General features: G+C 43.7%; 12 protein-coding genes. 1 reads left to right on the top strand and 11 read right to left on the bottom strand.

Going from position 1 to position 12,398, the window contains the following annotated elements:
• Positions 1-56: 56 nt before the first annotated feature.
• From guaC to purC, 11 genes are all read right to left on the bottom strand, one after another.
• A complete protein-coding gene (guaC, locus tag GVJ38_RS02800; protein WP_159721653.1) occupies positions 57-1,034 on the bottom strand; it encodes a GMP reductase in 978 nt (325 codons plus the stop codon).
• A gap of 163 nt (positions 1,035-1,197) precedes the next feature.
• A complete protein-coding gene (locus GVJ38_RS02795) occupies positions 1,198-1,629 on the bottom strand; it encodes a DUF3788 family protein (RefSeq protein WP_159721652.1) in 432 nt (143 codons plus the stop codon).
• A 192-nt stretch (positions 1,630-1,821) separates the two neighbouring features.
• Positions 1,822-3,084 carry a phosphoribosylamine--glycine ligase gene (gene purD, locus GVJ38_RS02790; RefSeq protein ID WP_159721651.1) on the bottom strand — a complete coding sequence of 421 codons (1,263 nt, stop codon included), beginning with the start codon at positions 3,082-3,084 and terminating at the stop codon, positions 1,822-1,824.
• A 9-nt stretch (positions 3,085-3,093) separates the two neighbouring features.
• Positions 3,094-4,626: a bifunctional phosphoribosylaminoimidazolecarboxamide formyltransferase/IMP cyclohydrolase gene (gene purH, locus GVJ38_RS02785; RefSeq protein WP_159721650.1), complete on the bottom strand. Its 1,533-nt coding sequence runs from the start codon at positions 4,624-4,626 to the stop codon at positions 3,094-3,096.
• Positions 4,623-5,207: a phosphoribosylglycinamide formyltransferase gene (gene purN, locus GVJ38_RS02780; protein ID WP_159721649.1), complete on the bottom strand. Its 585-nt coding sequence runs from the start codon at positions 5,205-5,207 to the stop codon at positions 4,623-4,625. Before purN ends, purH begins: the two co-directional genes overlap by 4 nt.
• Positions 5,204-6,247 (bottom strand): phosphoribosylformylglycinamidine cyclo-ligase, encoded by a 1,044-nt coding sequence (gene purM / locus GVJ38_RS02775; RefSeq protein WP_159721648.1) that lies wholly within the window; start codon positions 6,245-6,247, stop codon positions 5,204-5,206. The genes purN and purM overlap by 4 nt, the downstream gene beginning before the upstream one ends.
• A gap of 22 nt (positions 6,248-6,269) precedes the next feature.
• Positions 6,270-7,709 (bottom strand): amidophosphoribosyltransferase, encoded by a 1,440-nt coding sequence (gene purF, locus GVJ38_RS02770; RefSeq protein WP_159721647.1) that lies wholly within the window; start codon positions 7,707-7,709, stop codon positions 6,270-6,272.
• Positions 7,685-9,910 carry a phosphoribosylformylglycinamidine synthase subunit PurL gene (purL, locus tag GVJ38_RS02765; RefSeq protein WP_159721747.1) on the bottom strand — a complete coding sequence of 742 codons (2,226 nt, stop codon included), beginning with the start codon at positions 9,908-9,910 and terminating at the stop codon, positions 7,685-7,687. Before purL ends, purF begins: the two co-directional genes overlap by 25 nt.
• Before the next feature lie 3 nt (positions 9,911-9,913).
• Positions 9,914-10,591 carry a phosphoribosylformylglycinamidine synthase subunit PurQ gene (purQ, locus tag GVJ38_RS02760; RefSeq protein ID WP_159721646.1) on the bottom strand — a complete coding sequence of 226 codons (678 nt, stop codon included), beginning with the start codon at positions 10,589-10,591 and terminating at the stop codon, positions 9,914-9,916.
• A gap of 1 nt (position 10,592) precedes the next feature.
• Entirely contained in the window at positions 10,593-10,847 is a 255-nt protein-coding gene (purS, locus tag GVJ38_RS02755) for a phosphoribosylformylglycinamidine synthase subunit PurS (RefSeq protein ID WP_159721645.1), read from the bottom strand.
• On the bottom strand, positions 10,838-11,560 hold the full coding sequence (gene purC / locus GVJ38_RS02750; RefSeq protein WP_159721644.1) for a phosphoribosylaminoimidazolesuccinocarboxamide synthase: 723 nt from the start codon (positions 11,558-11,560) through the stop codon (positions 10,838-10,840). Before purC ends, purS begins: the two co-directional genes overlap by 10 nt.
• A gap of 258 nt (positions 11,561-11,818) precedes the next feature.
• Here purC and GVJ38_RS02745 point away from each other — a divergent pair, with 258 nt between their 5' ends.
• Positions 11,819-12,184 carry a hypothetical protein gene (locus GVJ38_RS02745; protein ID WP_159721643.1) on the top strand — a complete coding sequence of 122 codons (366 nt, stop codon included), beginning with the start codon at positions 11,819-11,821 and terminating at the stop codon, positions 12,182-12,184.
• Positions 12,185-12,398 lie beyond the last annotated feature (214 nt).

The following is a 12,398-nucleotide window of genomic DNA, read 5'->3' as shown; positions in this document are numbered from 1 at the left end:
AAAACAGGAACAGCTAGATCGAAATGATCTGAACTGTTCCTGCGGGTTAACTTTTATTAAATCGTATCACCGTTGAAGATCGAATTTTTCACGACGACGTAATCGACTTTGCGGATCGCTTCTAAATCTTTTCCGCCGGCATAAGAGATCGATGACTGAAGATCTTGCTGCATTTCATTTAACGTGTCTTTCAAGGAACCTTTATACGGGATCCAAATTTTCTTCCCTTCGACATTTTTCTTTTCGCCTTTTTGAAATTCTGAGGCGCTACCGAAATATTCTTTATAAACGACACCGTCTTCAACCATCGTTTCACCTGGTGATTCTTCGTGCCCGGCAAACAATGAACCGATCATCACCATCGAAGCACCAAAGCGAACTGATTTTGCGATATCGCCATGGGTCCGAATGCCTCCATCAGCGATCAACGGTTTCCGCGCCGCTTTCGCACACCAGCTAAGAGCCGCCAGTTGCCAACCGCCCGTCCCAAAACCGGTCTTGATCTTCGTGATACAAACTTTACCAGGTCCGATCCCGACCTTAGTCGCATCAGCACCAGCATTTTCTAATTCTCGAACGGCTTCTGGTGTCCCAACATTACCAGCGATCACAAAAGTTTCCGGCAATTGCTTTTTGATGTGACGGATCATGTTGATCACTGCATCCGAATGGCCATGGGCGATATCGATGGTGATATAATCAGGACACAAACCTTCCGCTGCTAGTTCATCCACAAAGCCATATTCATTTGCTTTTACACCAACACTGATTGATGTAATCAAGCCCCGGCGCTGCATTTTTTTAATGAACGGGATTCGTTCGGCTTCATAAAAACGGTGCATAATATAAAAGTAGCCATTTTCTGCTAAAAATTCTGCAATCGTATCATCGATGATCGTCTGCATATTAGCTGGGACTACGGGCATCTTAAAAGTATGTTTACCTAGCGTAACACTCGTGTCACACTCAGAGCGACTCGTTACGATACATTTATTCGGGATCAGTTGAATATCTTCATAATCAAAAATTTTCATAGTTGTCCTCCTGGCACAGTTAGCGATTTCGCTTATACAGCACACAAAATTTTTCAAAAAAAACATAGGGCAGTAACAACGCCCTATGTAATTTACCTTATTTTGTTTTAAAAAGCAAGGACTTTTTTCTTTCTTATCCTAAAAACACGAACATTAAAACTCACTAACGGTTTTCTCGTAATTTTTTTGCTTGTAAGCTCACTAAATAGATAACGTCTTCCATCTCTTCTTCAGACGAAACTTTCAACTCCAACTGATGGGTTTGTGCAGTGAGCTGGCGATACTTTTGTTTAAACTCTGCTGACATCACCGGTAACATCGGTCTTAAGTAATCGTCTGCAAAATCCGGCAAAGGCACCACGACAGAAAAATAATCATCGTGGATAATCACAAAACCTAATGTTCCACCAAATTGCTCAATCTTGATATACCAGCCGACTTGCTTCCGAAAAATAATTTTGATCGCTGGTTCATAATGTCGATCCAATTGAGCTAACATGATCTTTAGATATTTCGGGTTAGGTAAAAAAGCCATGATCTGTTGCAAATCTGGTTTTTCTGATTTTAACCGCGTCGTTTGCCATTTATTTTCCATGGGGACTCGCCTCTTTCGTTTGCTTCATTTGATCGCGCCGCCATGATCAGTTTGCTTTTCATTTTACTACTTCCATCTAATCATTTTTTCATTTGTATTTTAACATAAAGAAATCACTTTTGTCATGAAAAGAATTCCAAGGACTAAAAAAACCGAAAAACCGCCTTTAAGACGATACTTCGGTTTCTAAGATCAATTCTCATTTGATTGGATTGCTTTCGCTCCAATATCATGTCGATAAAAATAATTTGCCATTTTTTGAGTCTGCAACGCTTGTTCAACTTTTAGTTTAGCTGCTTCAATGCTCTCAGCTGTAGCCGCAACTAATAAAACGCGTCCGCCATTTGCTACCAACTGCTCATTTTTTTCAGCCACCCCGGCATAGTACGTCATAACACTGGCATCAAAAATGGGAAGCGGCATGCCTGTTTGATACGTATTCGGATAACCAGCTGCAGCTAAGACGACGCCGACACAACAAGTCTCAGCCCATTCAAGGGTAGGCTTTCGATCATTTAACAAATCATCAATGACTGCAGCTAGATCACTTTTTAAACGAGGCAAGATCACTTGCGTTTCCGGATCACCAAACCGAGCGTTGAATTCGATCACTTTTGGTCCAGTCGCGGTTTGGATCAAACCTGCATATAAGATGCCGGTAAATGGTGTCTGATTTTCTACCATTCCCCGGGCCATTGGTTGAACGATCGTTTCGACTGCTTGCAACACTTCAGCTTCACTGATTTGCGGCACGGGTGAGTAAGCACCCATCCCCCCGGTATTAGGTCCTTGATCGTGATCAAATGCTCGCTTATGATCTTGCGCGATCACCATTGGATAGACTTCTTCTTCTTTCACAAAAGCTAACAGCGAAAATTCTTCCCCGGTTAAAAATTCTTCGATCACGACCGTTTGCCCGCTCGCGCCAAATTTTTTAGCTTGGAGCATTTCTTTTAAAGCTTGTTGGGCCGTCGCCAACTCTTCTGCGACTACGACCCCTTTGCCAGCTGCCAGACCATCGGCTTTGATGACGATCGGCACTCCTTGTTGTTGCACATACTCCCAGGCACTTTCATAATCAGAAAAACTTTTATAGGCCGCCGTGGGAATCTGGTGTTTGATCATCAACTGCTTTGCAAATTCTTTTGAACCTTCGATCATAGCAGCGGCTTTATTCGGTCCGAAAATAGCTAAGCCCGCCGCTTGAAACGCATCCACGATCCCAGCTAATAGTGGCTGTTCGGGACCGACAAAAGTCCATGTGATCTTCGTTCGTTTAGCAAAATCGATCAAACCAGCAAAGGCCATTTCAGTCACTGGAACTAGTTTGATCCCGTCCAATGCCATTCCAGGATTGCCCGGTGCACAAAAGACACTCGTGACGTGAGGACTCGCTAAAAATTTTTGGGCAATCGCATGTTCACGCCCCCCTGAACCAATCACTAAAATTTTCATGGCGTCCTCCTAATGTCTAAAATGTCGTGTGCCGGTAAAGAGCATCGTGACACCATAACGGTCGGCCATTTCAATGGAGGCTTGGTCTTTGATGCTACCACCAGGCTGAACGATCGCTTTAATTCCGTGTTGTGCTGCGTATTCGACACTATCATCCATTGGGAAAAAAGCATCACTTGCTAAGACAGCACCATCCATTTTATCAGCAGCTTGGTCTAAAGCGAGCTTAACGGAGCCGACCCGATTCATTTGACCAGCACCGACGCCTAATGTCTGATGTTCGTTTGCTACGACGATCGCATTAGACTTAACATGTTTCACCGTTTTCCAAGCAAATTCTAAAGCCGTAAGTTCAGCTTTAGTTGGTTGGCGTTTAGTAACGACTTGCCACGTATCACTTGTTTCCAAAGCGCGATCTTGTTCTTGAACGAGTACACCGCCTAAAACAGAAACGACTTCAGCTTGACTGGCTTGCTCAGCTTGACTAAAGTCCAATGTCAGCAAACGCAGATTCTTCTTCGCTGCTAAGATTTCAAACGCTGCGGGTTCGAAATCTGGTGCGATGACGATCTCTAAAAATAAATGATGCAAAGCTTCGGCCGTTTTGACATCCAGTGTTCGATTGGCAACCACGATCCCACCAAAGATCGAGACCGGGTCGGCTTCATAAGCAAACTGGTACGCTTCATAAATATCACGACCAGATCCAATCCCGCACGGATTCATATGTTTTAACGCCACCACAGTTGGTTCGGTGAATTCCCGAATGATCCGAAGCGCAGCATCCGCATCTTTTAAATTGTTATAAGATAGTTCTTTACCATGTAGCTGCTGCGCGTTAGCTAACGAATAAGCAACCGGTAACGCAGTTTGATAAAAGGCCGCTTGTTGGTGACTGTTTTCTCCGTAACGCAACGTTTGCTTCAAGTCATACGTCAGCGTTAGTTTTTCTGTTGGTTCACTGGTGACAGATTGCGTCAAATAATCGGCGATCAATGCATCATACGCTGCTGTTTGGCGAAAAACTTTAGCTGCTAATTTTTTCCGCAATGTCAAACTCGTACTAGCCGACGTTTTCAGTTCAGCTAAGACGACCGGATAATCCGCCGGGTCGACTACGACAGTGACCGCCGCAAAATTTTTCGCAGCTGAACGCAGCATGCTCGGGCCTCCGATGTCGATATGTTCGATTGCAGCTTCTTCGGTGACATCTGATTGTGTGATCGTTTCTTTAAAAGGATAAAGATTGACACATACTAAGTCGATCGGTGTGATCTCATGGTCGACTAACGCTTGCGTGTGGCTAGCTAGATCACGTCGCGCAAGTAATCCACCATGGATCTTAGGATGCAACGTCTTGACTCGGTCATCCAACATTTCGGGAAAGCCCGTCACTTCTTCAATTGCGATCGGCGCTAACCCAGCAGCTTGTAACGCAGCTTTCGTTCCACCAGTCGAAACTAATTCAAAGCCTGCTTCAACTAATCCTTTCGCAAATTCTACGATACCAGTTTTATCAGATACACTTAGCAATGCTCTCATGGATGTACTTGCTCCTTTTCTTGTTTAATCACTTGCGCGATTGTTTGAGGATAGAGTCGGTGTTCGACGGCATGGATTTTTTGCTCCAAGCTAGTTAACGTCTCGTCTGGTTCTAAGTCCACTACAGCTTGCGCGATGACTGGCCCGGTGTCCATTCCTTTATCAACATAATGAACCGTGACTCCCGTTTGGCTAACTCCGGCTTCAAAAGCGTCTTTGATCCCATGCAGTCCGGGAAAATCCGGTAATAACGCCGGATGTAAATTGAGGATCTTTTGCGGAAAAGCGGCTAATAAGGTTGGACCGATCAGTCGCAAGTAGCCCGCTAAAACGACTAGCTCGATTTCATTTGCTTGCAACACACGCAACAGTTGCGTCTCATAACTTTTTTTATCGGGAAATTCTTTGAGTTCGAAACTGACACTGGGGATACCTAATTTTTTAGCCCGTTCTAACACAAATGCATCGCGATGATCAGAAAAAACCAAGCTTAACTCCGCAGCAAGTTCACCTGTTTTGATTGCGTTAGCGATCGCCTCAAAATTCGATCCATTTCCTGAAGCTAAGACTGCGATTTTCATTTAGTTGACTCCTTTAATACGACAGCCTTCGTTTCTTTTACTTTCACTTGCCCGATCGGATAACAAACTTCACCATTAGCAGCTAAACTTTCAGTGACAGCGGCGACTTTTTCTGGACTGACAGCTAAAACCATCCCGATTCCCATATTAAAGATCTCATACATTTCATCAGCTGGGATCGCGCCTAAACGAGCCATCAAATCAAAAACGGGTAAAACTGGCCATGACCCCAGTTGGATCTCAGCGGCTAAATCAGTGGCTAACATCCGCGGCAAGTTTTCGATAAATCCACCACCCGTGATATGCGCGATTCCATTGACTAAATTGTCTTTGACTAAAGGCAGCACTGCTTTCACATAGATTTTCGTCGGTGTCAGTAGTTCTTCTGCCAATGTCTGTCCTAACTCTGACACATAATCTGTCAGCTGATAGTCATAATCAGTAAAAAATAATTTTCGCACTAACGAATAACCATTTGAGTGAATCCCACTAGCCGGTAGACCTAATAAAATATCTCCCGCTTTGATTTTTTCACCGGTGATCAGTTGGCTCTTTTCAGCCAAGCCAACTGCAAAACCAGCTAAATCGTATTCGGCTTCACCATACATCCCGGGCATTTCCGCTGTCTCACCACCGATCAAAGCAGCGCCGGCTATTTGACAACCGTCTGCGACACCTTTGACTACTTGTTCAAGCCGGACGGGAACATTTTTCCCGGTCGCGATATAATCTAAAAAGTACAACGGTTCAGCGCCTTGTGCAACGATATCATTGACACACATCGCGACACAGTCGATTCCGATTGTCGCATGCTGATCTGCTTCAATGGCTACTAATAGTTTAGTTCCTACACCATCCGTTCCTGAAACTAGCACAGGTTCTTGAACTTGAAAACCGCTAAGATCAAAGCAGCCGCCAAATCCTCCTAGAGCTCCCATTACACCGAGCCGCTCGGTTTTTTGTACATGTTGTTTGATTCGATCGACGACTTCATAACCAGCCTGCACATCGACACCGGCCTTTGAATACGCATTTCCCACAAAATTCGCTCCTCACTACCTGTTAAAAAAACGAAACTTTTTCTTTTAACGAGGCTTGGTATTGTTCTTCATAATCATATAAAGGCGTTGGATAATCACCGTTGAAATACGCCATACATAAACCGGAATAAGGTTCAGCAAAGTCAAGCCCGATCGCTTCGATCAAGCCGGGTTCACTTAAAAATGCTAATGAGTCAGCACCGATACATTCCCGAATCTCTTCGACTGTGTGATTAGCCGCGATCAATTCTTTCCGTGTTTGGATATCAATCCCGTAAAAACAAGGATAGCGCAATGGCGGTGAAGCGATCCGCACATGGACTTCTTTTGCGCCCGCTTCTTTTAATAAGTTGACGATCCGACGACTCGTGGTCCCACGAACGATGGAATCATCTACCATGATCACACGTTTACCCGCAACGACTCCCCGAACAGCAGATAATTTCATCCGTACACCTTGCTCGCGTAATTCTTGCGTCGGTTGGATAAATGTCCGAGCGACATATTGATTTTTTACTAAGCCCATCTCATAGGGGATCCCCGAAGCTTCCGCATAACCGCTAGCAGCAGATAATGATGAATTGGGTACACCGACTACCATGTCTGCTTCAACGCCCGCTTCTTTTGCTAATAGGCGCCCCATATTTTTTCGTGCGCTATGCACATTGACGCCTGCGATATTTGAATCCGGCCGCGCAAAATAAATATATTCCATCGAACAGATCGAATGCTGCGTGTCTTCTGTAAAAGAATCGATCGTGATCCCCTCATCATTGATTATGATGAGTTCACCTGGTTGGACATCGCGAATAAATTCTGCTCCGACAACTTCTAACGCACACGTTTCAGAGGCCACGACATATGCACCATTGACCATTTTCCCGATCGAAAGAGGACGGAACCCGTTCGCATCTAGCGCAGCAATCATAGCATCTTCAGTCAAGACTAAATAAGCAAAGCCACCTTTGACCGTATTCAAAGCTTCTTTTAAGCGTGCGCAAAAAGTTGACTGTTGGCTGCGGCGGATCAAATGCATCAAGATCTCTGTATCGGAATTAGAATGGAAGATCGCACCGCCTTCTTCTAGTGCGGTGCGTAAACTTTTGGCGTTAGTCAAATTGCCATTGTGCGCTAGTGCGATATCGCCATCAAAAAATTTGAACAAAAATGGTTGGATGTTATCGACGCTACCATTTCCCGCGGTAGCATAGCGGACATGCCCGATCGCTGCTTGACCAGTCAAAGCAGTTAATTGTCGTTCATCTTTGAACACTTCTGACAAAAGGCCGAGATCACGATAACCGTGAAGGGTCCCAGCTTCATTGGATACGATCCCAGCACCTTCTTGTCCGCGATGTTGCAAGCTGTGCAGACCAAAGTAGGTGACCGAAGAAGCTTCTGGATGACCCCAGATCCCAAACACACCACACTCTTCATTTAAACTTTTTGCTTCATTAAACATGGAATGGCTTCCTCCCAAACTCCTTTAGCCTTTGTCGTTGCAACTGAGATCTGACCGTCTTGGGCTCGGATCTTCAACTGATCAGCTGTCGTTACGCGACCGATCAATTTCGCTTCTGTCACGATCTGTTCAAAGACGGCTTGATCTTTTGGATCGATCGATACCACAAAGCGTGATTGCGTCTCTGCAAATAATTGTTCTTTTGGCAAAGGTAACGTAACGTCGATCCCCAACTCATATTCAAAGGCCGCTTCAGCTAAGGCAACTGCCACCCCACCTTCTGAACAATCATGACAGCTGGCGACCAGTCCTTGTTGGATCGCAGCTAAAACATTTTCTTGATTTGTTTTTTCATACATTAAATCAAACGATGGCAAACGACCTTCGATTTTACCTAACTGCATTTTTTGGATCTCAGAACCATTAAAGTCGGCTTTCGTTTGTCCGACAAGATAAATCAAATCATCACTAGTTTTAAATCCTTGCGTAGTAATGTGCGCCAAGTCTTCGATCAAGCCCACCATCCCAATGACCGGTGTTGGATAAATCGCCTGACCATTCGTCTCGTTGTATAAAGAAACATTCCCAGAAATGACGGGTGTCTCTAACAATTCACACGCAGCTGCGATCCCATCTGCTGAATGCCACAACTCCCAAAAGCCAGTTGGTTTTTCTGGTGAGCCGTAGTTCAAACAATCTGTGATCGCTAATGGTTTCCCGCCAGCTGCGACGATATTTCGAGCCGCTTCCGCCACTGCGATCTGTCCGCCGATTTCAGGATCTAAATATAAATAGCGGGCGTTACAATCCATCGTTAGAGCCAGTGCTTTATTGGTTCCTCGCACGCGTAAAACAGCCGCGTCACTGCCAGGAGCGACGACTGTATTCGTCCGCACACGTGAATCATACGTTTCGTAGATCATTTTCTTTGAAGCGATCGTTGGCTGCTGCAATAAATTTAGTAATGTCGTCGTCGCATCCTCGATCGTAGGAACAAAATCCGACAATTGAGCAAACGCTTTGATCCGTTCCGGTTCGCGTTGCTCATTTTGATAAACCGGGGCATCTTCAGCCAGTGCATCAACAGGTAGATTCGCCACTTCGACTCCGTGATGATATAACCGATACAAGCCATCATCGGTTACTTCACCGATCGTGACCGCATCTAACTCATATTTTTTGAACAAGTCGATCACCGCTTGTTCTTTGCCTTTTTTAACACAGATCAGCATTCGTTCTTGGGACTCTGATAACATCATCTCATAAGGAGTCATCCCCGTTTCCCGTTGCGGTACATCATCTAAATACAATTTTAATCCTGAACCGGCTTTCGAAGCCATCTCAGCGCTGGAAGAAACAAGTCCAGCTGCCCCCATATCTTGGATCCCCACTAATAAATCACCGTGGTGCAAAATCAATTCTAAACAAGCTTCTAACAATAGTTTTTCCATGAACGGATCTCCGACTTGGACCGCCGAACGTTGTTGTTCTTCACCTGCTATGAATTCTTCTGAGGCAAAAGTCGCACCATGGATGCCATCGCGTCCTGTTTTCGCTCCGACATACATGATCGAATTTCCTACGCCTTTTGCTTGTCCTTTTTGAATATCTTGGTGGTCGATCAAGCCGACACACATAGCATTGACCAGTGGATTGCCTTCATAACATGGATCAAAGGCTACTTCGCCACCAACAGTTGGAATGCCGATACAATTACCGTAACCTGAAATGCCCGCAACGACTTCTTCTAACAAATATTTCGTCCGGGAATTATCCAATTCACCAAACCGCAGTGAATCTAATACCGCGATTGGACGTGCGCCCATGGAAAAAATATCGCGGATGATTCCGCCGACACCTGTAGCAGCACCTTCATATGGTTCAACAGCAGAAGGATGGTTATGGCTTTCTGCTTTAAAAACTACTGCTTGGTTGTCTCCGATATCAACGATCCCGGCACCTTCACCAGGTCCTTGCAAAACTTGTGGTCCACTAGTAGGAAATTTTCGTAAAACGGGTTTAGAATTTTTGTACGAACAGTGCTCACTCCACATGACAGAAAAAAGCCCCGTCTCCGTATAGTTTGGTAAACGTCCTAAAATTTTTTCCGTGATCAAGTGATACTCCGCGTCGCTTAAACCCCACTCGCGATAAATTTTTTGTTCTTTGATCAATTCCGGTGTTGGTTCAGTCATCGTCATCATTTAAGCGTTCACCTTTCCAAAGTTTTTTAAGATCGAAGTAAAGAAACGTTTGCCATCCGCACTGCCTAATAACTCTTCCACCGCTCGTTCTGGATGGGGCATCATGCCTAACACATTGCCCGCTTCATTTGTGATCCCCGCGATTTTTTCAACACTGCCATTGATATTTTCTTCCGCATACGTAAAAACGATTTGATCATTGGCTTTTAAACGAGCGAGTGTTTTGTCATCACAATAATAATTACCTTCACCGTGTGCGACCGGCAATTGCAAGACCTCGCCTTGTTCGTACTCACTCGTAAAACGCGTTTTAGCATTGACCACTTTGATCGGTGTGACTTGGCTGATAAATTTCAGCGAAGCATTTTTTCTAAGGGCTCCGGGCAACAGACCTGCTTCAGTCAAAATCTGAAACCCATTGCAAGTGCCAAAAACGGGTCGACCTTCATTAGCCAGTCGGATGACTTCCGGCATGATCGCTGCAAAACGAGCAATCGCACCACAACGTAAGTAATCGCCATAAGAAAAGCCTCCGGGCAACAACACGCCATCAAAGCCAGCTAAGCTTGTTTCATCTGAACGAACATATTCACATTCAGCTCCCAGCACTTCTTTCACTGCCCAATACAAATCTAAATCACAGTTTGAACCAGGAAATACGATGACTGCAAATTTCATCTTACACTTCCTCCAGTAAAGCGACTTCGAAACGATAGGTCTCCATATTGACGTTAGCTAACAATTGATCACAAATTTCTTCCACCATCGCTTCTACAGGACGCAAACTAGCTTCAATCTTCATTTCAAAATATTTACCGATCCGAATTTCTTGGATTTCTTCATAACCTAAACGATGAACGGCTCCTTTGACTGCTTCACCTTGCGGATCTAAAACCGAATCTTTGTACGTCACATACACTTTTACTAAATACATGCCACACTCTCCTTTAAACGATCTAAAACTTCTTGATAAACCGGTACTAGCTCGCCTAATTCTCGGCGGTAAATATCTTTATCTAAATGACTTTGCGTTGCAGTATCCCATAAACGACAAGTATCTGGTGAGATCTCATCAGCGAGTAAGATCGTTCCATCTGTTTGACGCCCAAATTCTAGTTTGAAATCAATCAATGTGATCCCACAAACTGCAAAAATTTTTTGTAGTGCTTGATTCACGGCTAATGCCAGCGTTTTTAATTCTGCGAGCTCCGCTTTTGTCGCAATCTCTAACACTTCGATTTGATCTTCTGTGATCATCGGGTCATCTAGCGCATCATTTTTAAAATAAAATTCAACGATTGGAAACTTCAATGGCGTCCCTTCAGCAATTGCCAAGCGACGGGAAAAACTACCAGCAGCTACATTTCGAACGACGACTTCTAAGGGAATGATCGCGACTTTTTTGATCAATTGCTCGGTCGAGGACAATTGTTTGACGTAATGACTTTCAATTCCCGCAGTTTTTAATGCGTCAAAGATCAAACCGGTAATTTGATTGTTTAATTCGCCTTTTCCTGCAATTTGATCTTTTTTTGCTCCATTCAAAGCTGTCGCTTGATTCAAATATTCCACCCAAAAAAATGCTGGATCATCTGTTTGATAAATCTTTTTTGCTTTTCCTTCATAGCTCAATGCGCCTTTTTCCACCGTTAAACGCTCCTTTATTCTGAACGATAAATCACAATAACAAAATTATCGTTCGTTTATTAACTCGAGTTCAGTTTATCAACCAACTGAAATTCGGTCAACATTTTATCGTATATTTTTATTTTTTTATTTTAAATCGTTCGGGTTTATTTTCGAAGTTGTCTGGTCAAGAATTATTTTTTTCACGAGATAACGTTTACAGCTCCACTCAAGCATGCTAGTATTTAATTAATCGTAGTTTTAAGGGAGGAAGGAAAGATGTTGGATTCCGATTCAGTCGCTCACGATTTTTTGGCTCATTTAGAAGACGCAGAAAAAACTGACTTGCTCAACACTTTACTTGCTTTGAACCATGTGCATCATAAAAACACCGATGCTAGTTTCTTTTCCTATCGAGCATTCAAAAAACTCTTTGACCGGGAAACGTCTGAATGTGTTCAAAGTTATCGTTTCATCAACGGCCGGAATAATGAACTATTAATCAACCAATTAAAAGACCGATCATTTTTGAAAAGCCATTATCGGATCGAGATCTTCTACGACCTAGAAGAATATGGGTATCAATTGATCGAAGCTTTGTTAGCTGAATTAAAAGAATCACTGTTAGTTAAATCTTACGCATAAAAACATTAGATTTGGGATCGCACGCTTTACTAGCGAACATTTTATATTCCCTCAGTCTAATCAAAACCACCCGTGTGAACGGGTGGTTCAGACTGTAGACAAAGTCCCTTTTTGGATGATGTTTACAGTCTTTTCTTTTATAATAGAATTGAAAACGAATTCAATGCTATTGAAAGGAATGAGAGCGATGATGTCAAAACATCCGTTAGATGGT

Source organism: Enterococcus sp. CSURQ0835, from assembly GCF_902706605.1.
GTDB lineage: Bacteria > Bacillota > Bacilli > Lactobacillales > Enterococcaceae > Enterococcus_A.
Note: the sequence above shows the minus strand (reverse complement) of the source record. Positions and strands in the feature narration are given on the sequence as shown.

Excerpts from the sequence above, each read along its gene's own strand:
- guaC (WP_159721653.1), bottom strand. The coding sequence starts at position 1,034 with ATGAAAATTTTTGATTATGAAGATATTCAACTGATCCCGAATAAATGT.
- GVJ38_RS02795 (WP_159721652.1), bottom strand. The coding sequence starts at position 1,629 with ATGGAAAATAAATGGCAAACGACGCGGTTAAAATCAGAAAAACCAGAT.
- purD (WP_159721651.1), bottom strand. The coding sequence starts at position 3,084 with ATGAAAATTTTAGTGATTGGTTCAGGGGGGCGTGAACATGCGATTGCC.
- purH (WP_159721650.1), bottom strand. The coding sequence starts at position 4,626 with ATGAGAGCATTGCTAAGTGTATCTGATAAAACTGGTATCGTAGAATTT.
- purN (WP_159721649.1), bottom strand. The coding sequence starts at position 5,207 with ATGAAAATCGCAGTCTTAGCTTCAGGAAATGGATCGAATTTTGAGGCG.
- purF (WP_159721647.1), bottom strand. The coding sequence starts at position 7,709 with ATGTTTAATGAAGCAAAAAGTTTAAATGAAGAGTGTGGTGTGTTTGGG.
- purL (WP_159721747.1), bottom strand. The coding sequence starts at position 9,910 with ATGACGATGACTGAACCAACACCGGAATTGATCAAAGAACAAAAAATT.
- purQ (WP_159721646.1), bottom strand. The coding sequence starts at position 10,591 with ATGAAATTTGCAGTCATCGTATTTCCTGGTTCAAACTGTGATTTAGAT.
- purS (WP_159721645.1), bottom strand. The coding sequence starts at position 10,847 with ATGTATTTAGTAAAAGTGTATGTGACGTACAAAGATTCGGTTTTAGAT.
- GVJ38_RS02745 (WP_159721643.1), top strand. The coding sequence starts at position 11,819 with ATGTTGGATTCCGATTCAGTCGCTCACGATTTTTTGGCTCATTTAGAA.